The sequence below is a fragment of the Streptomyces sp. NPDC090021 genome, assembly GCF_044748225.1.
In the GTDB taxonomy this organism is placed as follows: domain Bacteria; phylum Actinomycetota; class Actinomycetes; order Streptomycetales; family Streptomycetaceae; genus Streptomyces.
In genome coordinates, this window is sequence record NZ_JBIVFO010000004.1 from 1 (window position 1) to 23,722 (window position 23,722).

Annotated in this window: 22 protein-coding genes and 1 pseudogene; 9 read left to right on the forward strand and 14 right to left on the reverse strand. The window is 72.6% G+C overall.

All coding sequences use genetic code 11. From position 1 onward, the window contains the following. Positions 1-90 precede the first annotated feature (90 nt). The 4 genes and pseudogenes from ACIPXC_RS03645 to ACIPXC_RS03660 all read right to left on the reverse strand — a co-directional run bounded on the left by ACIPXC_RS03645 (position 91) and on the right by ACIPXC_RS03660 (position 4,727). Positions 91-1,872: an ABC transporter ATP-binding protein gene (locus ACIPXC_RS03645; protein WP_401613142.1), complete on the reverse strand. Its 1,782-nt coding sequence runs from the start codon at positions 1,870-1,872 to the stop codon at positions 91-93. Next, on the reverse strand, positions 1,869-3,749 hold the full coding sequence (locus ACIPXC_RS03650) for an ABC transporter transmembrane domain-containing protein (RefSeq protein WP_401613144.1): 1,881 nt from the start codon (positions 3,747-3,749) through the stop codon (positions 1,869-1,871). Before ACIPXC_RS03650 ends, ACIPXC_RS03645 begins: the two co-directional genes overlap by 4 nt. Before the next feature lie 122 nt (positions 3,750-3,871). Further along, a pseudogene (locus ACIPXC_RS03655) lies at positions 3,872-4,234 on the reverse strand (FAD-binding protein); the annotation flags it as partial. A gap of 40 nt (positions 4,235-4,274) precedes the next feature. Continuing rightward, a complete protein-coding gene (locus ACIPXC_RS03660; RefSeq protein ID WP_401613146.1) occupies positions 4,275-4,727 on the reverse strand; it encodes a MarR family winged helix-turn-helix transcriptional regulator in 453 nt (150 codons plus the stop codon). Positions 4,728-4,878: 151 nt separating this feature from the next. On the opposite strand from ACIPXC_RS03660, the gene ACIPXC_RS03665 reads away from it, so the two are divergent. After that, on the forward strand, positions 4,879-6,741 hold the full coding sequence (locus ACIPXC_RS03665; protein WP_401613148.1) for an ABC transporter ATP-binding protein: 1,863 nt from the start codon (positions 4,879-4,881) through the stop codon (positions 6,739-6,741). 71 nt (positions 6,742-6,812) lie between these two features. Then, positions 6,813-7,655, forward strand: a complete 843-nt coding sequence (mltG, locus tag ACIPXC_RS03670) for an endolytic transglycosylase MltG (RefSeq protein WP_401613150.1) — start codon at positions 6,813-6,815, stop codon at positions 7,653-7,655. A 30-nt stretch (positions 7,656-7,685) separates the two neighbouring features. On the opposite strand, the gene ACIPXC_RS03675 is transcribed toward mltG, so the two are convergent. From ACIPXC_RS03675 to ACIPXC_RS03690, 4 genes are read right to left on the reverse strand one after another with little or no spacing between them, the layout of a single operon-like run. Continuing rightward, a complete protein-coding gene (locus tag ACIPXC_RS03675; protein WP_401613519.1) occupies positions 7,686-8,783 on the reverse strand; it encodes an FAD-dependent oxidoreductase in 1,098 nt (365 codons plus the stop codon). A 52-nt stretch (positions 8,784-8,835) separates the two neighbouring features. After that, complete coding sequence (locus ACIPXC_RS03680) at positions 8,836-9,357, reverse strand: cytochrome P450 (protein WP_401613152.1); 522 nt, start codon at positions 9,355-9,357, stop codon at positions 8,836-8,838. Further along, positions 9,326-9,988: a response regulator gene (locus ACIPXC_RS03685; protein WP_401613154.1), complete on the reverse strand. Its 663-nt coding sequence runs from the start codon at positions 9,986-9,988 to the stop codon at positions 9,326-9,328. Before ACIPXC_RS03685 ends, ACIPXC_RS03680 begins: the two co-directional genes overlap by 32 nt. Further along, on the reverse strand, positions 9,985-11,163 hold the full coding sequence (locus ACIPXC_RS03690; RefSeq protein ID WP_401613156.1) for a sensor histidine kinase: 1,179 nt from the start codon (positions 11,161-11,163) through the stop codon (positions 9,985-9,987). Before ACIPXC_RS03690 ends, ACIPXC_RS03685 begins: the two co-directional genes overlap by 4 nt. A gap of 207 nt (positions 11,164-11,370) precedes the next feature. On the opposite strand from ACIPXC_RS03690, the gene ACIPXC_RS03695 reads away from it, so the two are divergent. Further along, positions 11,371-12,291: an ATP-binding cassette domain-containing protein gene (locus tag ACIPXC_RS03695; RefSeq protein WP_401613158.1), complete on the forward strand. Its 921-nt coding sequence runs from the start codon at positions 11,371-11,373 to the stop codon at positions 12,289-12,291. Next, the gene (locus ACIPXC_RS03700) at positions 12,288-13,112 is read left to right on the forward strand and encodes an ABC transporter permease (RefSeq protein ID WP_401613160.1); all 825 of its coding nucleotides are present in this window, start codon (positions 12,288-12,290) and stop codon (positions 13,110-13,112) included. Before ACIPXC_RS03695 ends, ACIPXC_RS03700 begins: the two co-directional genes overlap by 4 nt. Before the next feature lie 524 nt (positions 13,113-13,636). Here the strand turns inward: ACIPXC_RS03700 and ACIPXC_RS03705 are convergent. The 3 genes from ACIPXC_RS03705 to ACIPXC_RS03715 are packed head-to-tail and all read right to left on the reverse strand — an operon-like array spanning position 13,637 to position 15,689. Beyond that, positions 13,637-14,335: an HAD family hydrolase gene (locus ACIPXC_RS03705; protein WP_401613162.1), complete on the reverse strand. Its 699-nt coding sequence runs from the start codon at positions 14,333-14,335 to the stop codon at positions 13,637-13,639. Between the two features lie 45 nt (positions 14,336-14,380). Continuing rightward, the gene (locus tag ACIPXC_RS03710; RefSeq protein WP_401613164.1) at positions 14,381-14,860 is read right to left on the reverse strand and encodes an Lrp/AsnC family transcriptional regulator; all 480 of its coding nucleotides are present in this window, start codon (positions 14,858-14,860) and stop codon (positions 14,381-14,383) included. Positions 14,861-14,894: 34 nt separating this feature from the next. Then, the gene (locus ACIPXC_RS03715; protein WP_401613166.1) at positions 14,895-15,689 is read right to left on the reverse strand and encodes a YoaK family protein; all 795 of its coding nucleotides are present in this window, start codon (positions 15,687-15,689) and stop codon (positions 14,895-14,897) included. A gap of 24 nt (positions 15,690-15,713) precedes the next feature. Between ACIPXC_RS03715 and ACIPXC_RS03720 the strand changes: the two genes are divergently transcribed. The 4 genes from ACIPXC_RS03720 (at position 15,714) to ACIPXC_RS03735 (ending at position 18,878) form a co-directional block, all read left to right on the forward strand. After that, a complete protein-coding gene (locus ACIPXC_RS03720; protein ID WP_401613168.1) occupies positions 15,714-16,307 on the forward strand; it encodes a histidine phosphatase family protein in 594 nt (197 codons plus the stop codon). 51 nt (positions 16,308-16,358) lie between these two features. Next, the gene (locus ACIPXC_RS03725) at positions 16,359-17,867 is read left to right on the forward strand and encodes an APC family permease (protein WP_401613170.1); all 1,509 of its coding nucleotides are present in this window, start codon (positions 16,359-16,361) and stop codon (positions 17,865-17,867) included. Positions 17,868-17,877: 10 nt separating this feature from the next. Continuing rightward, a complete protein-coding gene (locus tag ACIPXC_RS03730) occupies positions 17,878-18,306 on the forward strand; it encodes a universal stress protein (RefSeq protein ID WP_401613172.1) in 429 nt (142 codons plus the stop codon). A gap of 62 nt (positions 18,307-18,368) precedes the next feature. Then, on the forward strand, positions 18,369-18,878 hold the full coding sequence (locus ACIPXC_RS03735; protein WP_401613174.1) for a GNAT family N-acetyltransferase: 510 nt from the start codon (positions 18,369-18,371) through the stop codon (positions 18,876-18,878). Positions 18,879-18,913: 35 nt separating this feature from the next. On the opposite strand, the gene ACIPXC_RS03740 is transcribed toward ACIPXC_RS03735, so the two are convergent. The 3 genes from ACIPXC_RS03740 to ACIPXC_RS03750 all read right to left on the reverse strand — a co-directional run bounded on the left by ACIPXC_RS03740 (position 18,914) and on the right by ACIPXC_RS03750 (position 22,484). Continuing rightward, positions 18,914-20,191: a cation:proton antiporter gene (locus ACIPXC_RS03740; protein WP_401613176.1), complete on the reverse strand. Its 1,278-nt coding sequence runs from the start codon at positions 20,189-20,191 to the stop codon at positions 18,914-18,916. Next, positions 20,178-20,798 carry a flavin reductase family protein gene (locus ACIPXC_RS03745; protein WP_401613178.1) on the reverse strand — a complete coding sequence of 207 codons (621 nt, stop codon included), beginning with the start codon at positions 20,796-20,798 and terminating at the stop codon, positions 20,178-20,180. Before ACIPXC_RS03745 ends, ACIPXC_RS03740 begins: the two co-directional genes overlap by 14 nt. An 84-nt stretch (positions 20,799-20,882) precedes the next feature. Beyond that, the gene (locus ACIPXC_RS03750; RefSeq protein ID WP_401613180.1) at positions 20,883-22,484 is read right to left on the reverse strand and encodes a tryptophan halogenase family protein; all 1,602 of its coding nucleotides are present in this window, start codon (positions 22,482-22,484) and stop codon (positions 20,883-20,885) included. Between the two features lie 174 nt (positions 22,485-22,658). On the opposite strand from ACIPXC_RS03750, the gene ACIPXC_RS03755 reads away from it, so the two are divergent. Further along, on the forward strand, positions 22,659-23,672 hold the full coding sequence (locus ACIPXC_RS03755; protein WP_401613182.1) for a BTAD domain-containing putative transcriptional regulator: 1,014 nt from the start codon (positions 22,659-22,661) through the stop codon (positions 23,670-23,672). Positions 23,673-23,722: the final 50 nt, after the last annotated feature.

A 23,722-nucleotide genomic window follows, 5' to 3' on the forward strand; every position in this document is an offset into this window, starting at 1 on the left:
CCGTGCCCGGCGCCCGTGCCCGTCGGCCCCGCGTCCGGCGTCCCGTGCCCGGGGCCGACGGCCGGTGCCGGCCCGGCCGGTGCCGCGGGCTCAGCCGTGCCAGGACCGCCACAGCGCCGCGTACGCCCCGTCCGCCGCGACCAGCTCGTCGTGCGAGCCGAGTTCGCTGATCCGGCCGCCCTCGACCACCGCGATCACGTCGGCGTCGTGGGCCGTGTGCAGCCGGTGGGCGATGGCGATGACCGTACGGCCGTCCAGCACCCGGGCCAGCGAGCGCTCCAGGTGCCGTGCCGCCCGCGGGTCCAGCAGCGACGTGGCCTCGTCCAGCACCAGGGTGTGCGGATCCGCCAGTACCAGCCGGGCCAGCGCCACCTGCTGGGCCTGCGCCGGGGTGAGCGCCGTACCGCCGGAACCCACCTCGGTGTCCAGGCCGTCCTTCAGGGCCCGCGCCCAGCCGTCCGCGTCCACCGCGCCCAGCGCCGCCCACAGCTCGGCGTCCTCGGCACCCGTCCGCGCGAGACGCAGGTTGTCGCGCAGCGATCCCACGAAGACGTGGTGCTCCTGGTTGACCAGGGCCACGTGCTCGCGGACCCGCTCCGCGGGCATCCGCGACAGCCGGGCCCCGCCGAGGGTGACCGCGCCGGCGCGGGGCTCGTAGATGCCTGCGAGCAGCCGTCCCAGGGTGGACTTGCCCGCGCCCGAGGGGCCGACCAGCGCCATCCGGGTGCCCGGCGGCACCGCCATCGACACCTGGTGCAGGACGTCCACACCCTCCCGGTAGCCGAAGCGGACGTCCTGGGCCCGCACGTCCCGGCCGTCGGGCGCCACCTTTGCGTCCCCCGCGTCCGGTTCGATCTCCCGCACGCCCACCAGACGGCCCAGCGACACCTGGGCGATCTGCAGCTCGTCGTACCAGCGCAGGATCAGGCCGATCGGATCGACCAGCATCTGCGCCAGCAGCGCGCCCGTGGTCAGCTGCCCCACCGACATCCAGCCCTGCATCACGCAGTAGCCGCCGATCAGCAGCACCGAGCCGAGGATCGTCACGAAGGTGACGTTGATGACGGGGAACAGGACGGTCCGCAGGAACAGCGTGTACCGCTCCCACGCCGTCCACTCCTTGATCCGGCGCTCCGACCGGGCGATCCGCTCCGGCCCCAGCCGGTGCGCCTCGACCGTGCGGCCGGCGTCGACCGTCTCGGTGAGCACGGCCGCGACCGCGGCGTAGCCCGCCGCCTCCGAGCGGTACGCCGACGGCGCGCGCCGGAAGTACCAGCGGCAGCCGATCACCAGCACCGGCAGCGCGACGAGCGCGGCCAGCGCCAGCGGCGGTGCCGTCACCGCCAGGGCGCCGAACAGCAGTCCCGCCCACACCACGCCGATGGCCAGTTGCGGCACGGCCTCCCGCATCGCGTTCGCCAGCCGGTCGATGTCGGTGGTGATCCGCGCCAGCAGATCGCCGGTACCGGCCCGCTCCAGCACGCCCGGCGGCAGCCCCACCGACCGCACCAGGAAGTCCTCGCGCAGGTCGGCGAGCATCTCCTCGCCCAGCATCGCCCCGCGCAGCCGTACCAGCCGCACGAAGCAGGTCTGTACGGCGAGCGCCAGCGCGAACAGCACCACCATCCGCTCCAGATGCAGCTCGCGCGCCCCCGCCGCGAGATCGTCCACGACCCGGCCCAGCAGGTACGGGCCGACCATGGAGGCGATCACCGCGACCGCGTTGACGCCGACCAGCAGCAGGAAGGCCCGCCGGTGGCGCCGGAACAGGTCGCGCACATAGCCCCGTACGGTCGCCGGCGTGCCCACGGGCAGGGTGGCGGCCGTCTCGGGGGCCGCCGGGTCGTACTCCGGCGGCGCCACGCCGATCATGCGGATTCCTCGATCTCTGTGAGTGCTTCTTCCAGCCCTGTCATTCCTGTCATGCCGAGCCCGGCGAGCCGCTGCTCCTCGTCCGTCTCGCGGGTGACGACCGCCCGGTAGCGCGGTTCGCGGTGCAGCAGCTCGCGGTGGGTCCCGACGGCCGAGACCGCGCCGTCGTCGATGAGCACGACCCGGTCCGCGCGGTCCAGCAGCAGCGGGGAGGACGCCAGGACGACCGTGGTCCGCCCCGTCCGCAGGGCCGCGATCCCGTCCGCGATCCGTGCCTCGGTGTGCGAGTCGACCGCGGAGGTCGGCTCGTCGAGCACGAGTACCTCCGGGTCGGTGACCAGGGACCGGGCCAGCGCCAGGCGCTGGCGCTGGCCCCCGGACAGCGACCGTCCGCGCTCGGTGATCCGGGCGTCCATCGGGTCGTCCACCCCGTCCGGCGCGGACTGCAGCAGCGCGTCCAGTACATCGGTGCACTGGGCGGCGGCCAGGGCGGCGTCCGGGCCGACCGACCCGGACGCCGGTACGTCGAACAGATCGCGCAGCGTTCCCGACAGCAGCACCGGATCCTTGTCCTGTACGAGGACCAGCCTGCGGGCGGTGTCCAGTTCGAGTTCGTCCAGCGCGACCCCGCCGAGAAGCACCGAAGGAGCGTCCTTCGCCTCCCGGCCCGCTCCGTCGTCGCCGTCCCGGTCCCCGGCCCGCTCGTCCACGGGGTGGCCGCCGAGGCGTTCCGCCAGCCGGCCCGCCAGATCCGGGTCCCCGCAGACGACGGCGGTGAACCGGCCGGAGGGCGCCAGCAGTCCGGTCCTCGGGTCGTAGAGGTCCCCGCCCGCGGCGGGCTCTCCGACCGGCTCGGCCGGTGCGGAGCGCTCCGCCGGATCCGTCCGGGTCAACGACAGCACCCGGGCGGCCCGTTGCGCGGAGGGACGCGAGAAGGAGTACGCCATCGCGATCTCCTCGAAGTGCCGCAACGGGTAGAGCAGGGTGGCCACCGCGCTGAAGGCCGCGACGAGTTCGCCCACCGCGATGCGCCCCTCCAGGGCCAGCGAAGCGCCGTACCAGACGACCGTGATCAGCAGCAGGCCCGGCAGCACCACCTGGATCGCGGAGATCAGCGCCCACATCCGGGCGCTGCGCACCGCGGCCTTGCGGACCTCCTGCGAAGCCTCGCGGTACCGGCCGAGGAACAGCTCCTCGCCGCCGATGCCGCGCAGCACACGCAGGCCGGCGACGGTGTCCGAGGCCAGCTCGGTCGCCCTGCCCGCCTTCTCCCGCTGGACGTCGGCGCGTCGGGTGGCACGTGGCAGCAGCGGCAGCGCCGCCAGGGCGATCAGCGGCACCCCGACGGCCACGACCACGCCGAGCTCGGGGGCGTAGAAGACCAGGCCGACGCAGACGAGGACGACGGCGAAGACGGCGGCGAGGAAGCGGGAGACCGCCTCGACGAACCATCCGATCTTCTCTACGTCGCCGGTGGACACCGCGACCACCTCGCCCGCGGCGACCCGGCGGGTCAGGGCGGAGCCCAGCTCGGCGGTCTTGCGGGCGAGGAGTTGCTGCACACGGGCGGCGGCGGTGATCCAGTTGGTGACGGCGGTGCGGTGGAGCATGGCGTCGCCGACCGAGATGGCGACGCCGATCAGGACGAGCAGGCCGCCGACGAGCAGAAGCCGCTTCGGCTCGCGGTCGACGACCGCGTCGACCCCCAGGCCCACGGCGTACGGCAGTCCGGCGACGCCGCCGAAGTGCAGCATGCCCCAGCACAGGCTCTTGAGCTGTCCGCCGAGCTGGCCACGCCCCAGCCACAGGAGGAAACGGGGGCCCGAACGAGCGTCTGGTACTCCCGGATCCGGATACGGAAGATCGCTGATCTGCATGACGCCCCATGACTGGTCGAGTGGTCCAAACCGTGCAAGGTTCGCCTTACGGACCGGGGGCGGGCAATTGATTTTCCGTCCGCCGGGGGCCGGGGGGAAGGGGTTTGCGCACGCCGACGCCCGCCCGCCCAGTGACGGCGTACGTCGACCAGGATGTCCTCGCCCTGTGCCTGCCCGTTGAGCGAGGTCCCGGCGGCGCGGAAGACCACCTCCCGCCGGCGGCCGCGGGCGTAGGAGAGGACCGCGGAGATGTCGTCGATGTCCTCGGCGATCACCACGACCTGGGGCACGAAGCGGTAGGGGGAGGCGTAGCGGACCAGGTCGGAGACCTTCCACAGCACCTTCTCGGCGCCCACCAGCTCCGTCAGCTCGCTCCGGAGTGGTTCCGGCGTCCCGGCCGCCCGGTGCGGGGGGACCCGGTCGGGGGAAGGGTCGCCGATGTCGCGCGGGCGCAGGGCCCCCGGCTCCGGTTCCAGCAGCGGCATGTGCGACCCCTCGCCTCGGTGCGGCCCCCGAGTGGCCCCATCAGCAGGTGCGCTCCGACGGGGCGTCCGACAGGGCGTTCAGCAGACCGCCGAGCACCTCACGCTGGTCGGCGGTCAACGGAGCCAGGATCTCCTCTGCGGCGTCGGTCCGCGCGTTGCGCAGACGGCGCAGCGTGGCGCGGCCGGTGTCGGTGAGCTCGATCCTGATGACGCGGCGGTTCGCCGGGTCGGGCACGCGCCGTACGCACTCGGCCGCCTCCAGGCCGTCGACGAGGGTGGTCACCGCGCGGGGGACGACCTCCAGCCGGGCGGCGAGGTCCGCCATCCGTGGCGGCTGCTCCCCCTCGTAATGCGAGACGAGGCGCAGCAGCCGACTCTGGGCGGGAGTGATCCCGAGCGGCACCATGTGGCGTTTCTGGATCCGGTGGAGCCTGCGCGTCAGGCGCAGGAGCTGTTCGGCGAGGAGGCGATCGGTGTCGGAGGCGGAGCTCATGCGGGAACGATATCAGGACACCGTTCATTGTGAGTATAGGTAACAATGACCTATGCTCTCATGGTGCCGGCTCGTCCGGGCCGGCACCGCGAGGAGCCCCACCGCTCCGCCGAAGCCCCGACCACCGCCCCCGACCCCCGAGAGGGTGCCCATGCCACACGACGAACCGAAGTGGACCCCATCGAAAGACCCCCTTGATCCGACCCGGCCCGCCCCGGCGGAGCAGCCCCGGGAGCTGCGCCGGATCGTCGCGCTGTTCCGGCCCTACCGCGGCCGGCTCGCCGTGGTCGGCCTGCTCGTCTGCGCCTCCTCGCTGGTCGGCGTCGCCTCGCCGTTCCTGCTCAAGGAGATCCTCGACGTCGCGATCCCCCAGGGCCGCACCGGGCTGCTCAGCCTGCTCGCGCTCGGCATGATCCTCACCGCCGTCGTCACCAGCGTCTTCGGCGTGCTGCAGACCCTGATATCCACCACCGTGGGCCAGCGCGTCATGCACGACCTGCGCACCGCCGTCTACGCGCAGCTCCAGCGGATGCCGCTGGCCTTCTTCACCCGGACCCGTACCGGAGAAGTGCAGTCCCGCATCGCCAACGACATCGGCGGCATGCAGGCCACCGTCACCTCGACCGCGACCTCGCTCGTCTCCAACCTGACGGCCGTCATCGCCACCGTGGTCGCCATGCTCGCGCTCGACTGGCGGCTCACCCTGGTCTCCCTGCTCCTGCTGCCCGTCTTCGTGTGGATCAGCCGGCGGGTCGGGCACGAGCGCAAGAGGATCACGACGAAGCGCCAGAAGCAGATGGCCGCCATGGCCGCGACGGTCACCGAGTCGCTCTCGGTCAGCGGCATCCTCCTCGGCCGCACCATGGGCCGTTCCGAGTCCCTCACCGCCGCGTTCTCCGCCGAGTCCGAGAAGCTCGTCGACCTCGAAGTGCGCTCCAGCATGGCGGGGCGCTGGCGGATGTCCACCATCGGCATCGTCATGGCCGCCATGCCCGCACTGATCTACTGGGCCGCCGGCATCGCCCTCCAGACCGGTGCCCCCTCCCTCTCCGTCGGTACCCTCGTCGCCTTCGTCACCCTCCAGCAGGGACTCTTCCGGCCCGCCGTGAGCCTGCTGTCGACCGGTGTGCAGATACAGACCTCGCTCGCGCTGTTCGCCCGCATCTTCGAGTACCTCGACCTGCCGGTGGACATCACCGAGCGCGCGGACCCGGTCCGTCTGGACCGCGCCAAGGGTGAGGTCGCCCTGGAGGACGTGTACTTCACCTACGACTCCGAGAACGGCCCGACCCTCACGGGGATCGACATCACCGTCCCGGCCGGCGGCTCGCTCGCCGTGGTCGGCCCCACGGGCTCCGGGAAGAGCACCCTGAGCTACCTCGTGCCCCGGCTCTACGACGTCACCGGTGGACGGGTCGCCATCGACGGGGTGGACGTGCGCGACCTCGACTTCGACTCGCTGGCCCGCTCCGTCGGAGTGGTGTCCCAGGAGACCTACCTCTTCCACGCCTCCGTCGCGGACAACCTGCGCTTCGCCAAGCCGGACGCCACCGACGAGGAGATCGCCGAGGCGGCCCGCGCCGCCCAGATCCACGACCACATCGCGTCCCTGCCCGACGGCTACGACACCCTGGTCGGTGAGCGCGGCTACCGCTTCTCCGGGGGCGAGAAGCAGCGGCTCGCCATCGCCCGCACCATCCTCAGGGACCCTCCGGTGCTCATCCTCGACGAGGCCACCAGCGCCCTCGACACCCGTACCGAGCACGCCGTTCAGCAGGCCATCGACCACCTGTCCGCGGGCCGCACCACCATCACCATCGCGCACCGGCTGTCCACCGTGCGCGACGCCGACCAGATCGTGGTCCTCGACGGCGGGCGCATAGCCGAGCGCGGCACCCACGAGGAGCTCCTGAAGGCGGACGGCCGGTATGCGGCCCTCGTCCGGCGGGACCGGGATGCCGCGCTCGCCCCCGAGCCGCCGGAGGATGCGCAGCTGGCACCGGTGAAGGTGTGACCGTATGACCGTATGACCGGCGCGCGAGCTGAATGTCGGGAAAGATGCGGTCTGCGGGTTAGCGTTCCGGCATGAGTCCTGCGTACCGGCCGCCCCGGCGCCGATCCCGGCTCACCCGCCGGGGCCGACTGGCGCTCTTCCTCGGCGTGCTGCTCACTCTCGGTGCAGTCGTTCTGATCCCGGTCCTGCGAGGTGGGGCGGGGCCTGAGGAGCCGCGCCGGCTGACGATCCCCGAGGGCTGGCGCGCGTCGCAGGTGTACGCAGCGGTGGACCGCGAACTGAAGCTTCCGCCGGGATCCGCGAAGTCGGCCGCGCTCGCCGTGGCCCCGGCGCTGCCCGCGGAGGCCAAGGGGAACCCGGAGGGGTACCTCTTCCCGGCGACGTACCCGGTGACCTCGAAGACCACCCCGGCCACGCTGCTCGCCCACATGGTGCGCACGGCCAACGAGAAGCTCGCCACCAAGGCGGTGGCCGACGGCGGCAAAGCGCACGGAATGACCCCGTACCAGACGGCGACGATGGCCAGCGTCATCGAGGCGGAGGCCGAGAGCCGCGCCGACATGGGCAAGGTCGCCCGGGTGGTGCACAACAGACTGGCGAAGTCGATGCCGCTCCAGATGGACTCCACCATCAACTACGCGCTGAACCGCAACACCGTCGACACCACGCTGAGCGACACACGGATCGACAGCCCCTTCAACACCTACGAACGCCAGGGCCTCCCGCCCACCCCGATCGACAACCCGGGCCTGGAGGCCATGGCGGCGGCCGTCGCCCCCACACCGGGCGACTGGCTGTACTTCGTCACCGTCAAGCCGGGGGACACCCGCTTCTCGGCGACGTACGAGGAGCACAAGAAGCACGTGGCGGAGTTCAACAGGCACCGCGCCCGCGCGGGTACGCACGGCGGGTGACGCCGGCCGCCGCGGGGGGCCGCCCGAGCGTCAGGGCGCCGGCACGGCGGCCCGTTCGCGGGACAGCAGGCGGCGGATCTCGCGGACGGCCGCCCCTCCCGCGCGGTTGGCGCCGATGGTCGATGCCGACGGGCCGTAGCCGACCAGGTGGATCCGCTCGTCCCGTACCGCCCGGGTCCCCTCGACGCGGATGCCGCCGCCCGGCTCGCGCAGGCGCATCGGCGCCAGGTGGTCGACGGCCGCGCGGAACCCGGTGGCCCACAGGATGACGTCCGCGTCCACCCGGCTGCCGTCGGCCCAGGCGGCGCCGGTGGGGGTGATCCGGTCGAACACGGGCAGGCGGTTCAGGACGCCCGAGGCCAGACCGGCCCGGACGGCCTCGTTCAGTGGGAGGCCCGTCACGCTGACCACGCTCTGCGGCGGGAGCCCCCGGCGTACCCGCTCGTCCACCAGGGCCACGGCGGCCCGCCCCTCGGCCTCGCCGAAGCCTCCGTCGCGGAAGACCGGGGGCCGCCGCGTCACCCAGACGGTCCCCGCCGCCACCTCGGAGATCTCCAGCAGGTGCTGGACCGCAGACGTGCCCCCGCCCACGACGATCACCCGCAGGCCGGAGAACTCCTGCGGCCCCGGGTAGTCCGCGGTGTGCAGTTGCCGGCCGCGAAACGTCTCCTGCCCCGGGTAGCGCGGCCAGAAGGGGCGGTCCCAGGTCCCGGTGGCATTGATCAGGGCCCGCGTCGACCACACGCCGGCCGATGTCTCCACGCGCAGCCGCCCGCCGTCCCCCTCGCGTACGGACGACACGTCCACCGGGCGCCGCACCCGCAGGCCGAAGCGGTCCTCGTAGGCGGCGAAGTACTCCGCGATCACCTCCGACGAGGGCCGCGACGGGTCGGCGCCGGTCAGCTCCATGCCGGGCAGGGCGTGCATGCCGTGGACCCTGCCGTAGGTGAGCGAGGGCCAGCGGAACTGCCAGGCCCCGCCCGGGCGGGGCGCGTGGTCGAGGACCACGTGGTCAAGCCCCGCCCGCGTCAGGTGGTACGCGCTCGACAGGCCCGCCTGCCCGGCGCCGACGACCACCACGTCCACGTCCGCCACTGTGCCCGCGTACCCGCCGCCCGTGCTCCGCATCAGATCGTTCACGGTTCTACCAACTCGCGGAGGTCGCGGGATCTTCCCGCCGCTACGCCCCCGGGGCTCCGGCGGGCCCGCGCAACGTGGCCAGGACCGGCCGGTCGGGCTGGAGTGTGAGGCCCCGGGCAGGCCCCCGGCCCGCCGGCTCCCGCCGTCCAGGTGGAACCGCTGCCCCAGGACAGCCGGCACGAGCGCGACCTCCACCAGCGTGAACCGCGCCCCGGCAGGCCCGCGGCCCGCCGCCGAAGGGGAACCAGGCGTGTCCGGGCACCCGGTGCGGGGCGTCGTCGTCCCACCGCCCGGGGCGGAAGGTCGCCGGGGCGGGGAACCACCACCGGTCGCGGTGCACCGACCAGGGGCCGGTCCACACCGAGGTCCCCGTGGGCACCGGGCGCACGCCGAGGGCCCGAAGGTCTTGTTCGATCATGCGGTGGGCCGGCTGCGCCGGCAGCCGCAGTGGGTGGCCTGGTGGCGGCGGCTCGTACACGAGACGGCAGCGACCAGGGCGTCTCCGGGACTCCGGGGGGCCGAGGACACCATCAGCGAGGCAGCGTGACGAGCCCCATCTCATAGGCGGTGATGACGAGCTGGACGCGGTCGCGGGCGCCCAGTTTGGTGAGCAGCCGTGACACGTGCGACTTGGCGGTGGCCACGGTGATGAAGAGATCCTCTGCGATCTCGGTGTTCGACCGGCCGCGTCCGACCAGGGTCAGCACTTCCCGTTCCCGTTCGGTGATGCCTGCGACCGGCTGTGGGGAGCGCTCCGGGACGGCCGCGGGGCGCCCGATGAAGTCGGCGATCAGACGGCGCGTCACACCCGGGGCGATCAGTGCCTCGCCGGCCGCGACCACGCGGACCGCCGCGAGGATGTCGTCCAGCGCCATGTCCTTGACCACGAAGCCGCTCGCGCCGGCCCGGAGCGCGCCGTAGACGTGGTCGTCCTCGTCGAAGGTGGTCAGGACGAGGACGCGTGTGGCCTCCGGGCCGGCTGTGATCAGGCGGGTGGCCTCGATGCCGTCCATGCCGGGCATCCGGATGTCCATCACCACGACATCGGGACTCACGTCCCTGACCAGTCGGACGGCCTCGGCACCGTTGGCGGCTTCACCGACGACCTCCAGGTCGGGGTGGTCGGCCATGAGTACGCGCAGCCCGGACCGAACCAGCGGCTGGTCGTCGACGAGCAGGATCCGGACGGTCATCGGGCCTCCACCGGGACTCCGGCGGGTGCGGGCAGCGGCAGCCGGGCCGCCACCCGGAAGCCGCCCTCGGGGCGCGGTCCGGCGCTGAGGCGGCCGTGCAGCAGGCCGACCCGCTCCCGCATCCCGATGATGCCGAAGCCGTGGGTCGAGCCGTTCCCGGTGGCGCCGCGCCCGTCGTCGACGACCTCCACGCACAGTTCTTCGTCTCCGTAGTCGATGGCCACTCGGCAACGCCCGCTGCCTGCATGGCGCACCACGTTGGTCAGCGCCTCCTGCACGATGCGGTAGGCGGACAGGTCGATGTCGGCCGGCAGAGGCCGCTGCTCTCCGCTGCGGCGCACGTCGACGCGTACCCCCGCGTCCGCGGTCGCTGCCGCCAGCTGTTCGACGTCCGCCAGCCCCGGCGAGGGCGCAAGCGGCGGTGACTGCTCCGAGGCGGTCGCGCCCCGGTCGGCCTGACGGAGCGAGACCAGCGTGCGCCGAAGGCCCGACAGGGTCTCTCTGCTGGTGGCCTCGATGGCGCGCAGGGCTTCGCACGCCTCCGCCGGCTGGGTCTGGATGACGCGGCTGCCCACACCGGCCTGGATGGCGATGATGCCGATGCTGTGCGCGACCATGTCGTGGAGCTCTCGTGCGATGCGCAGCCGTTCGGCGGTCACGGCCTCGGCCACCTCCTGTGCGCGTAGCGCCACGGCGTGCTCGCGGCGCTCGCGGCTGAGCAGACCGGCCATGCAGGACGCGGCCATCGCCAGGAGGGCGATCACCCCGTTGACGGTCAGGTTGTCCCCGTGCGCGAAGCCGCCGATCACCAGGAGTTGCACGACGAAGGACACGGCCACGGCCATGATCGAAACGCGCCGCGTGCAGGTGGCGACGATGAAGCCCAGTACGAGGTCCACCGCCAGGTACGACAGGAACTGGCCCTGGTACGACGCCGCCAGGCCCTCATGAACGGAGCCGGGTGTGCCCACCACCACGGCGGTGGATCCGAAGAGTGCCATGGCCAGAGCCAGCTGCGGCTTCCGTCGCACCACGCCGACGAGCAGGCTCACGGCCAGCAGTGAACCGACAGCGTGGACCGTGCCCGACGCCCGCGTCGCGACCCCCACCAGCAGACCCACCATGAGGAGGTAGGAGGCACCCCCCGCCCAGGCCACGCCCTTCATTCTCGTCATCGGTGGTGTGCCCTCTCGGGGGCGGGGCCTCGGTGTGCAACGCACGCGGGCACCGGAGTGATCGTTACGGGGTTCACGCCGCGAGACTAACCCGCCACCGTCCGCTTGGCATCGGCCTGGGGACGTACGCCCACGGGCTCATGCGCCCGCACGATTGCCACCCACGGCCCCGTGCCCGGGCGGAGTCCTCCCGGCAGTGTGGGTGTCGTGATCGAAGTCAACGAACTCACCAAGCGCTACGGCGGCAAGACGGCCGTCGACCATCTGTCCTTCACCGTGCGGCCGGGCCAGGTCACCGGGTTCCTCGGCCCCAACGGAGCCGGCAAGTCCACCACCCTGCGGATGATCCTCGGCCTGGACGCGCCCACCACCGGCAGCGCCACCGTCAGCGGCGTCCCATTCCACCACCACCCGCGCGGACTGCGGCGCGTCGGCGCCCTCCTCGACGCCGGACAGGTCCACGGCGGACGCAGCGCCGCTGCCCACCTGTCCGCCCTGGCCCGCAGCAACGGCATCCCGCGGCGCCGGGTGGACGAGGTGCTCCAGGAAGTGGGGCTGACCGAGGCGGCGACCCGCCGCATCGGCGGCTTCTCCCTCGGCATGAAACAGCGCCTCGGCATCGCCACCGCCCTGCTGGGCGACCCGCCCGTGCTCATGTTCGACGAGCCGATCAACGGCATGGACCCGGAGGGCGTGCTCTGGGTACGTCGGCTCTTCCGTCGCCTGGCCGCCGAGGGGCGCACGGTCTTTCTCTCCAGCCACCTGATGTCGGAGATGGAGAACACGGCCGACCAGCTGGTCGTCATCGGCCGGGGCCGCCTCATCGCCGCCGAGCCGCTACGGGACTTCGCGGCCCGTAGCACCCGTAGCAGCGTCGTGGTCGGGACACCGCAGGCTGCCGAGCTGACAGCCGTGCTGACCGCGGCGGGCGCCTCGGTCGAACAGGAGGGCTCGGCGGGCGCCGAGAAGCTCGCCGTGACGGGGCTCCCGGCGGACCGGATCGGAGCGCTCGCCTTCGAGAACCGCATCCGGGTGGACGAGCTGACCACGCGTACCGCCTCACTGGAGGCGGCCTTCATGGAACTCACCGCCGACAGCGTCGAATACCTGGCAGGACAGCCCCGATGACCACACTCGCCCCCGTCCCCCCGACCACCCCCGTCGCCGCGCCGACCGCCCGCTTCCGCGACCTCGTCGCCTCCGAGTGGATCAAGATGAGGTCCCTGCGCTCCACCCCGTGGACGATCGCACTCACCGTCCTGTTCGTCATCGGGTCCACCGCCGTGGCCACGCTGACGGACAAGGCCGCGCGCTCCGGCCCCACCGGTTTCCGGCCCTACGACGCCTTCCCGGCGGCCGGCTACTGGACGCTGATGCTCGTCGCCGCCAGCATGGGCGCCCTCACCGTAGTGAGCGAATACAGCAGCGGACTGATCCGCACCACCACCGTGGCCGTCCCTGCCCGCGGCTCGGTCGTGCTGGCGAAGGCAGCCGTCACCGCCGCACTGTGGACCGCGGTCGGCACGGTCGTCTCCACCGGTTCCTTCCTGGTCTCCCAGGCCATCCTGGACGGGCACCATGCCGGTGTTCCGATCACCCATCCCGGGGTGTTCCGGGCGGTGGTGGCATCCGCGTTGCTGGCTCCGGTCTGCGCCCTGGTCGGTCTGGGCCTCGGCGTTCTGCTGCGGCATGCCGCCGGGACCATGGTCACCAGCGTCTTCACCCTGCTGATGCTGCCCACCATGTTCTCGGAGAGCAACCGCTGGTCGGCGGAGATCAAACACGCCCTGGTGTCGGCCGCCTGGAATCGCCTGGTCCAAACCTGGGAGCCGGACCCCGGATCCCTGGGCTACTCCGCCACGGTCCCCGGCTCCTGGATCGTGTACACGCTCTGGCCGCTGACCACGGTCGCACTCGCGGTGCTCGTCGTGAGGCGCCGCGACGTGTGAGCGTGCCTGCAGAGAGCCCCGGAGTGATCACGTTTCCGCAGGTGGCCGTTTGCGAAAGTCCTCTCGAAGCCCGTGCGTTGTGCGCGGCGCTGTGGCGCCCGCCGGCAGCGCCTGTCGCACCAGGACGAGGGCGTTCCCGTTCCCGAGATCGCGAAGAAGCTCTCCATCGAGGTCGGGAAGAACGCGGGCAACTCACCCTCGGTCGCCTCGCCGTACCGGGCGCTCGCGGAAGCCGAGGCCGCCGCGACGGACGATGGCCTGCCGCTGCGGCCCAAGCCCGCCCGTATCCGCCGGCCCGGGGAACCTCTCACCCCCGAGGAGAACGACCTGCGCGAACGGCTTGGCGCCGGTCGCGCGCCGCGAGCAGTCCGCATACGGCGGCGGCCCGCAGGGGCCACCGGCACGGGCCGCCGCCGAGGGTGCCCGGGTGCAGGGGCGCGGGCACGCGGCAGGGTGACAGCCGCGCCCGCAGGGCGCCAGAGCCCGGGCCCGCCCGTCCGGGGCGGGCCCGCTGCGGTGCTCCGTCAGCCGGTCGCGCGCGCGGCCCGCGACGCCGCGCGTGCGCTCAGCCACGCGTACGCGGCGTCCGCGCTGAACTCCGGCTGCCCGCCCCGGAAGAGGAGCCCGGCGGAGGCGAAGGCCGGGTCGTCGGCGATGTCCGCCGCGTACGGCACCACCACGCAGCTCATGCCCGCGGCCCGGGCCGCCCGCGCCCCCGGAGCCGCGTCCTCCACGACCACGCAGTCGGCCGGCTCGGCGCCCAGCCGGCGGGCCGCCTCCAGGAACACGTCCGGGGCGGGCTTGCCCCGTGCGACCTCCTCGGCGGACACCACCGTGGTCAGCGACGCGGCCAGCCCGGTGCCCGCCAGGACGGCGTCGATCGCCTCGCGCGAGGAACCGGAGGCCACGGCCATCGGCACCCCTTCGGCGTACAGCCGCTCGACGAGCCCCCGCATCTGCGGGAAGACCTCGGTCCGGGTGCGCGCGAGTTCGAGGTAGGCGGCGTTCTGCTCGGCGAGCAGCTGTTCGACGGGGGTCGGGATCCCGTAGCGGTCCTTGAGGATCTCCAGGGTCTCCAGCGTGCCGATGCCGATGAAGCGGGAGTGCTGTTCCCACGTGAAGTCGGGGACGCCGTGCCGCTCCAGCGTGCGACGCCCGGACTCGTAGTAGTTCGGCTCGCTGTCCACGAGGGTGCCGTCGAGATCGAATATGACGGAAATCATCCGCTGTGCCCGTCCTGCCTGTCGAGTCCTGTTCCGATGATCCTGTCAGGTTCTGCGGGCATTGCGCCCCACGGATTCGACCAGCGGCAGCAGCCGGTGCGGGACCCGCTCGCGCAGGGCCACCTCCGTGCGGGTGCGGACCACGCCCGGGAGCCGGATCAGCCGCTGGATCACGTCCTCCAGGTGCTCGTTGTCCCGGGCCGCCACGCGGGTCAGCAGGTCCCCGCCGCCCGTGATCGAGAAGGCCTCGATGATCTCCGGTACGGCGGCCAGGGCATCGCCCACGTCGTCCAGATGGCCCTGGGTGACCTCGATGTGCACGAAGGCCAGCACCGGATGGCCCAGCGCGGCGGGGGAGAGCACCGGCCCGGTCCCGGTGATCACGCCTGTGCGCTCCAGCCGGTCCAGCCGGGCCTGGAGGGTGCCGCGCGCCACACCGAGGATCCGGGCGTACTCACGGACGCTGGTGCGCGGCTGCTCGATCAGCAGGCGCAGGATTCTGGTGTCGAGCTCGTCCACCGCCATGCCCGGACTTTACCAACGGCATAGTTCACGGCGATCAATCCCGGCCGCCCGCCGACCCGGTGCGCAGCGGGGGCTGCCCCCGGTAGGCCAGACCCGTGACCAGTACCACGGCGGCGGTCGGCAGCAAGAGCCAGCCCACCGGGCACCCGGCCCGGATCAGCAGGGCCCCGGCGAACCCCCCGGCGAACATGGCGAGGACCGACAGGCCGCGCAGTCGCCAGCCGGCCGACCTGTATCCGTACACGGCGTCGCGCCCCATGGCGGAACCACCGAGGAAGGCGGTCATGGACCGGGTGACCAGGGTCGTCGGCACACCGGGCACGTTGGCCCGCATGATCGTGGTGTTGCGCAGGCCCATCGCCAGCGCCAGGACCGCGGTCACCGCCAGGTGCCGCGGGGTCGGCGACCCGTACTGCGGCGCCAGCCCCCACGCCGCCACCGCGGCGGCCAGGACCAGCCCGGCCTCAAGGAGGAGGCCCATGACGAACCAGCGTCGGCCCCGGGCCTCCACCACGGCCTCCAGATGGGAGCCGCAGACCACCCCGACGACGAACGCGGCCAGCGAGATCCCGGCGGGCAGCGCCGCCAGCCTGCCCGCCTGCGCGGCGCCGAAGGCCAGGAACAGCACGTTCCCGGTCTGCATCGCCGTGAAGGCGGGCCCGAGCGCGAGCAGGCTGACCGCTTCGATCACCCCGGTCACCGCGGTCAGGGCGACCATCAGCGCCGGCATGCGCGGCGGAAGCAGCGAACCGGCCGTTCGCGCGGCCCTCCGGTCCTCGTCCATGACGCCCGACAGTGACACGCCCGCCGCGTCCTCCCGCGTCGACATGCCGGAAGGCATAAGGTCCGGAGCGTGAGTGACCTGATGCTGGTGAGGCACGGCGAGACCGCGTGGAGTGCCGACGGGCGCCACACCGGGCGCACCGACATCCCGCTGACCGCGCGCGGCGTCGAGGAGGCCATCTGCCTGGCCCCCTTCTTCCAGGACCGGCGGCCCGCCCTGGTCCTGACCAGCCCGCTGCGCCGGGCCGTGGCCACCGCCGAGCTCGCCGGGCTCCCGGGTGCCGGCATCGACTCCGACCTGTACGAGTGGGACTACGGCGGCTACGAGGGCATCACCACCGTGGAGATCCACAAGGCCACGCCCGACTGGTCCCTGTGGACCCACGGAGTCCCGCCCGGCGACGCCGAGCACCCCGGCGAGAGGGCCGCCCAGGTGGGCGCACGCGCGGACCGGGTCCTGGCCCGGGTCGCCCCCGTGCTCCGCGCGGACGACGGCGACGTCGTGCTCGTCGCCCACGGCCACTTCCTGCGCGTCCTGACGGCCCGCTACCTGAGGCTGGAGCCCGAGCACGGCCGGCTCTTCCTGCTGCGCACGGGCACCGTCAGCACGCTCTCGACGGAACACGGCCTCCCGGTGGTCGCGGGCTGGAACACCCGCCCCTGACGCCGGCCCTCTCGCCTCGCGCACCGGGGCCGCCTGCGTGAACATGCGTACATGAGCCATGAAGGTGCGGCTGAAGGCCCCGGGACGCCCACCCGGGAAGCGGGGCTCAAGGCCAACGCGATCGGATTCCTCGACGCGCTCGTCATCGGCCTGAACTCGACCTCGCCGGCCTACTCCCTGGCCGCCGTCCTCGGGCCGATCGTGGCCCTGGTCGGGATCTACGCGCCCGGCGTCATCCTGGCCTCCTTCGTGCCGATGCTGATGATCGCCGCCGCCTTCTACTACCTGAACAAGGTCGACCAGGACTGCGGGACCACGTTCTCCTGGGTGACCCGGTCCATGGGCCCGTGGGCCGGGTGGCTCGGCGGCTGGGCGATCGCCATGACCGGCGTGCTCGTCATCGGCTCGCTCGCGGACGTCGCCGTCAACTTCGGACTGCTCGCCTTCGGACTGGACGACTGGGCCGCGAACGCCTGGATCCGGCAGGGCCTGACCGTCGCCGTGATCCTGGCCATGACCGCGATCTGCGTCATCGGCACCGAGCTGTCGGCCCACCTCCAGGACATCCTCATCCTCGCCCAGGTCTTCTTCCTCCTGACGTTCGCGGTGGTCGCCATCTACCGCGTCTACGCCGGCACCAGCAGCCTGGAGGAGATCGAGCCGAGCATCAGCTGGCTCAACCCCTTCGGCGCCGGCGGCGCCGCCCTCACCGGCGGACTGCTGCTCGGCGTGTTCATGTACTGGGGCTGGGAGTCCGCGGTCAACCTCACCGAGGAGGTCGAGAACTCCGCGACGGCGCCCGGCAAGGCCGGCATCTGGTCGACGATCATCCTCCTGGTCACCTACCTGTCCGTCTGCATCGCGGTCGTCGGTTACGCGGGCACCGTCTTCCTCGCCGAGAACGCCGCCGAGGAGGAGGCCATCTTCGCCGTGCTCGCCCACGAGGTCATGGGCGGCTGGGACTGGATGGTGCTCCTCGCCGTCTGCACCTCCGCACTCGCCTCGACGCAGACCACGATCATCCCCGCCTCGCGGACCGCCCTGTCCATGGCCCGCCGGCACGCCCTGCCCCCGCACCTCGCGCACATCCACCCGAGGTTCAGGACCCCGGACGTGAGCACCTGGTGGGTGGCCGGCATCGCCATCGGCTGGTACCTGATCGTCAACCAGATCAGCGAGAACGCCCTGCTGGACTCGCTCACCGCGCTGTCCCTGCTCATCGCCTTCTACTACGCCCTCACCGGCCTGGCCTGCGCCGTCTACTACCGCCGCCACCTGCTGGAGAGCCCCCACAACCTCCTGCTCATCGGGATCGGCCCGGTGGTCGGCGCCGGCCTGCTGTTCTGGCTCCTGGTGGAGTCGATCGGCGACATGTCCGACCCGGCGAACTCGGCCAGCGGCGTCTCCTGGTTCGGCCTCGGCCCGCCGCTCGTCATCGGGCTCGCGATCGCCGTCGTCGGCGTGCTCGTCATGCTCTTCTGGCGGGTACGGGACGGCCGGTTCTGGCAGGAGCGGCGAGGAGTCGTCGACCCCGCCCTCGTCCACCCCCGGAAGCGATAGGCGGCCGGCGATGTCCGTGGTCCTCGGATACGACGAATCACCCGGCGCCGAGCGGGCCCTCCAGGTCGCGCTGGAAGTGGCCACCGCCTTCGGCGAACCCCTCGTCCTCGTCTACGGGGCGGCCGCCCCGGGGCCCACCGGCGAGGAGTCCCGCGCCCACCGCGAAGCCGTCCGCCAGGCGGGCCGCAGCGCCCTCGCGCACGCCGTCGAGGCGGCGGACGCCGCCGGCGTGCCGTCGACGGTGGAGGTGGCGGACGAGAAGCCCGCCCAGGCCCTGCTGGACGCCGCCGCGCGTTATGGCGCGAGGGTCATCATCGTCGGCAGCTGGGGCGACAGCCCCATGCGCGGCGCCCTGCTCGGCTCCACCCCGCACAAGCTCCTGCACCTCTCGCCGGTCCCCGTGCTGTGCGTACCGACCGAGAGCACGCCGCGGCGGTGAACCGGGCGCTCCGGCCCGATCGGCACGGCACGGCACGGCACGGCACGCCCTAGGATGCCCCGATGACGGAACTCCAGCGGCTCCGAGCCGAACACGCCCCGGCCCTCCTCGCGTTCGAACAGGCCAACCGCGCCTACTTCGCCGCGTCGGTGCCCGACCGCGGAGACGCCTACTTCGCCGACTTCGACGCCCGGCACGGCGAACTCCTCGCGGGGCAGGCCGCCGGCCGTGACCACCTCCACCTGATCATCGGCGGCGACGGGGAGGTACTGGGGCGGGTCAACCTGATCGACGTCGAGGACGGCTCCGCCGAGCTGGGCTTCCGCGTGGCGCAGGCGGCGGCCGGCCGGGGCCTGGCCACCAGCGCGGTCCGGCAGGTCCTGGTGCTCGCCGCGGACACCTACGGGCTGCGGACCCTGCGCGCCGCGGCGGCCGTCGACAACACCGGATCGCGTACGGTCCTGCAGCGCACCGGGTTCCTGCCGGTGGGGGAGACCGTACGGGACGGCCGTCCCGCGATCAGCTACGCGCGCGACCTGCCGCCCGGACAGCAGCGGCCGGCAGGGGCCTGAACGGACGTCAGGCACCTGCCGGCCGGGGGCGGTCGTCAGGGGCGGGCGAGCGCGTTCTCGGGTGCGGCCGGCGCCTCGTCCGCAGAGCTCGCCTCCCCGGCGCGCAACCGGGTCAGCGCCGGGCTGGTGATCGCCGTCGTCACCAGTGCCATCAGCACCAGCATGGTGAACAGCTGCGGCCCGATGACACCGAGTTCCAGTCCGACGTTGAGCACCACCAGCTCCGTCAGCCCCCGGCAGTTCATCAGGGCACCGATCGACAGGGCCTCGCGCCAGGGTCTTCCGCAGGCGCGCGCCGCGCCCGTGGCGCCACCCCACTTGCCGAGGAAGGCCACCGCCAGGACGGCGGCCGTCCAGAGCCACAGCTCGGGTGAGGCCGTCAGCCCGCCCATGTCGGTGCGCAGGCCCGTGTGCACGAAGAACAGCGGCAGCAGCACGGGCACCGTGAAGGCGCGCAGCCGGGCCGCGGCCACCTCGATGCGCCCCCCGGTGCGCGGGGTGATCACACCGAACAGGAACGCCCCGAACAGCGCGTGCACGCCGATCCGGTCGGTGGCCAGCGCGGACACGCTCAGCCCGCTGAAGAGCGCCACCAGGACCACCGGGTCCCCGGCCCGGTCGGCACGGGCCGCCCAGCGGGCCAGCAGCGGCCGTACCGCGTACAGCATGAAGAGCGTGAACGCGACGGCGAGCGCGGCCGTGGTGGCGGCCTCCATCGGGGATCCGGCGGAGGCGAGGGCCACCACCAGCGCCAGCAGGCACCACGCGACCACGTCGTCGACGGCCGCGCAGGCCATGGCGAGCGCCCCGAGGGGCGTCCCGTACAGGCCCCGGTCGACGAGGATCCGGGCCAGGACGGGGAAGGCCGTGATGCTCATGGCCACCGCCATGAACAGGATGAACGGTGTCCGGCCCACGCCGTCCGGGGCGAAGTCGCCGTACATCGCGACCGCGAGGAGCGCTCCCAGGACCAGCGGCACGAGCATCCCGGCCTGGCTCACCGCGATCGCGGCCTTGGTGTGACCGCGCAGGTTTTTCAGGTCGAGTTCCAGCCCGACCAGGAACATGAAGGCGAGCAGGCCGAGTTGTCCGAGCGCCGAGGTGTACGGCAGGACGGACGCCGGGAACAGCGCGGCTTGCGCCTGTGGCCAGATCCATCCCAGCAGCGACGGGCCCAGCAGGATGCCGGTGGCGATCTCGCCGACCACCGGGGGCTGGCCGAAGCGGCGGCAGACGGCGGCCCCCGCCTGGCAGGCGAGGATCACCGCCGGGACGGCGACCAGCAGGGCGGGCAGCGGATCAGCGGACGACACGGGCGTCTCCTTCGGGAGCGCCGGGGCGCAGAGCGGCGGACGGGTCGAGGTGGGCGGCCGGCGGCGGAGCGGCGGCGGCCTGCGACCACTGGGCGTAGCGGCGCAGGCCGTACAGCAGGGGCTGCGGATCCTCCCGCAGCGTCACCCGGTGGACTTCGGCGAACACCGCCGTGTGGTCCCCGATGCCTATGGTCCTGACCACGGCGCAGTCCGCGACGGCATGCGCGTCCGCGGTCAGGTGCGGCCCGCCGGCCCCCAGCGGCAGCCGCCACTCGACGCGCTCGAAGCGGTCGGGCGCGCCGGAGGCGAACAGGTCGGATGCGCCGCGGGCGCGTTCGTGCAGCAGGTTGAGCGCGAAGGCACCCTGGTCGAGGACCACTGCGAGCGTCGGGCTCGCCGACCGTACGCACACCACGAGGGTGGGCGGGGCCAGAGCGACGCTCGCAACGGAACTGCAGGTCAGCCCATGGGGAACGGTGTCCGCATCCAGGGTGGTGACGATGGACACCCCGGTGGGGAAGGCGGCCATGAAGGGCCGGAGGTCCGCGCGGCGGTCTCTTGCCGAGTCGTCCGGCGCGGCGGGATGGGGCGCGGAGCGGTGGGGCATGTCTGACTCCTGAGGTGGCTGGAAGCCACTGCGGCCCGGCAGCCGGCAAAGTGCCGTGCTGCCGGGCCGCAGTGGCGGAGGGCCTTACGCGCCGTGCAGTTGGCGCAGGTAGTCGTACGCGCTGGGGAGGGTCTCCAGCAGGTTCTGCTGCTGGCGCTTGACGGTGTCGAAGAGGGGCTCGGCGCCGGCCACCGACTCGGGCCGGTGCGCGAGGGTGGGCAGCGGGGCGTCCGGCTCCAGACCGAGGCCGGCGAAGATGCAGTAGTAGCTGCCGTTGGTCCAGAAGTTGCGGAACTCCGCCTCGAAGTTGCCGTAGTACGTGGACTCGTCGGTGATCGGGGAGTTGATGGGCAGACCGGCCTTGTAGGCGGAGATCTTCTGCTTGATGTTGTCGGGGAGGACCAGCTTCTTGTTGGCCTGCCAGAACGGCGTGTCGTTGCGCGGCGCGTAGAAGAAGTGCGCCTGGATGAAGTCGCGGGTGTCGTCGAACATCACCTCGATCTCGTTGTTGAAGCTGTCGATCAGACCCTTGTTGAAGGTCTTGTCCGGGAAGTGCTTGGCCAGCTGGTAGATCGCGGCCGTGATGAAGTAGATGCCGGTCGACTCCAGCGGCTCCAGGAAGCAGGACGACAGGCCGATGCTGACGACGTTCTTCACCCACGCGCGGCGGTTGCGGCCGACCCGGAAGCGGATGTGGTTGAACTTCGTCGACTCGGCGTCCAGCCCCCACATGTCGGCGAACTCGCGGGTGGCGGTGTCCTGGTCGGTGAACTTGCTGGAGTAGACGTAGCCGGTGCCGAAGCGCCCCAGCATGGGGATCTTCCAGGCCCAGCCGGAGGACATGGCGATCGCCGAGGTGTACGGCTCGACCCCGCCCGCCTCGTCGTCGTGCGGGACGGCCGTGGCCACCGCGCTGTCGCACAGCAGGTGGTCGCTCATGTCGATGAACGGTTCCTGCATCGCCTGGTTGATGAGCAGCCCGCGGAAGCCCGAGCAGTCCACGAACAGGTCTGCGTCCAGGGCCAGTCCGCCCTTGGTGTGCAGCGTCGTCACGTAGCCGCGGGAGTCCTGCTCGACCCGGACCATCTCGTCCTGGACGTGGTTCACGCCCTGCTTCTCGGTGGCGAAGCGGCGCAGGAAGTCGGCCACCAGCTGGGCGTCGAAGTGCCAGGCGTACCGGGTGGCCGGACGGCCGTCGAGCCAGCGCGGGGCCTTCATCGCGTCCATCACGGGGGGCTCGCGGAAGCAGGCGTAGTCGAACGGCTCGGTGGTGCGGCCCTCGTACTTGCGCTTGAACCAGTAGTGCGACAGGGGCGTCTGGTCGTAGTCGGGAAGCAGCCCGAACGGGTGGTAGAAGTGGTCCGGCCCGCCACCCGGCAGCTCGCGGGCCGTCGACTCGCCCTGTCCGCCGGTCCGCCAGTTCACGAAGCGCACGGCCATCTTGAAGCTGGCGTTGCACTCGCGCATCCACTCGTCCTCGGCGATCCCCAGGTAGTCGAAGAAGGAGCGCTGCAGGTTGGGCACGGTGGCCTCGCCGACGCCGATGCGCGGGATCGTCGGCGCCTCAAGCACGGTGATGTCGACCGTTCCCTGGAGCGCCTTGCCGAGATACGCGGCCGTCATCCAGCCGGCCGTGCCGCCTCCCAGGATGACGACCTTCTGAAGCCGGGTGTCGGTGCTGGTCATGAAACAGCCCTCATTTCGGAGTCGGCGGTTCGGGTGGTCGTGCTCATCAGTGTCGAAAAACGCCCTATCACCGCCCTACACCGCAAAGATCCGGCCGTTGTAGGCCCGATATAGGCCCCCCGAACAGACTCTTCGCAGGCACAGCGGCAGGCGGACGACGACCGGGAGGACGCGATGACCACCGCAGCGACCGAGACAGCGGGGCCGGCGGTACGCGTCCGCTTCCTGGGCGACTTCGAGCTGACCGTGAACGGCACCCCCGTACGGCGCTGGCGGGCCGGCAAGGCCCGCGGCCTCTTCCAGTACCTCGTGGTCCACCGCGGCCAGATGCTGACCCGCGACCGGCTCTACGAGTCGCTGTGGCCCGATGCAGACAGCACCGCGGGCAGCTCCCTCAAGGTCGCCGCCCACGCCCTGCGCCGGGTGCTCGACGCCCACCCCGACCGCCCGGGCGACTCCGGGATCCAGCTGGTCTACCGCGACTTCGGCTACGTCCTGAACGTCACCGGTCTGTGGTCCGACCTGGACCGCTTCCAGGAGCTCGTGCACGCCGGCCTGCGGGCCGCCGCCGCGGGCGACACCGCCCTGGCCAGGACCCGCCTGCGGGCGGCGATCGCCCTCTACGGGGGCGAGTTCCTGCGCGGCGAGAGCGCCGACTGGGTCGTCGAACAGCGCGAGTACCTCAGGGCGCTGGTCCTGCGGGCCCTGGGCGTGCTGCGCACCGACGCCGAGGACCGCGAGGACTTCGTCGAGCTCATCGAGCTCTGCAAGCGCACGCTGGAGATCGACCGCCACCACGAGGAGACCTACCGGGCGCTGATGGCCGCGCACGGCCGGCGCGGCGAACTGGCCTGCGTACGCCGCTGGTACGAGCTGTGCGCCCGCCGGATGCGCGACGAACTGGCCGTGGCTCCCGGCCAGGAGACCCAGCGGCTGCTGCGGGCCCTGATCCCGGCCGCCCGTTCCGCCGCGCCCGCGCCCGCCCCCGCGTCCGTCGGCGGCGCACCCGCCACGGTCCGCGCGCTGCGGCCCGCCGGGCGCCAGCCCGGAACACCCCCGTGGAGCGCGGAGGTCCGCACCCCCGCCCTGGCCCGCCCCGTGCGCAGAGCCAGGCCGGACACCCGGGCCCCGGGCCTGCTGGCCCGCACCGCCGACCCCGCGACCGCGACGGTGACCGCGACCGCGTGACCGCGACCCCATGACGAGCAGGCGCGCGACCGTGACCGTGCGCCCCGTGA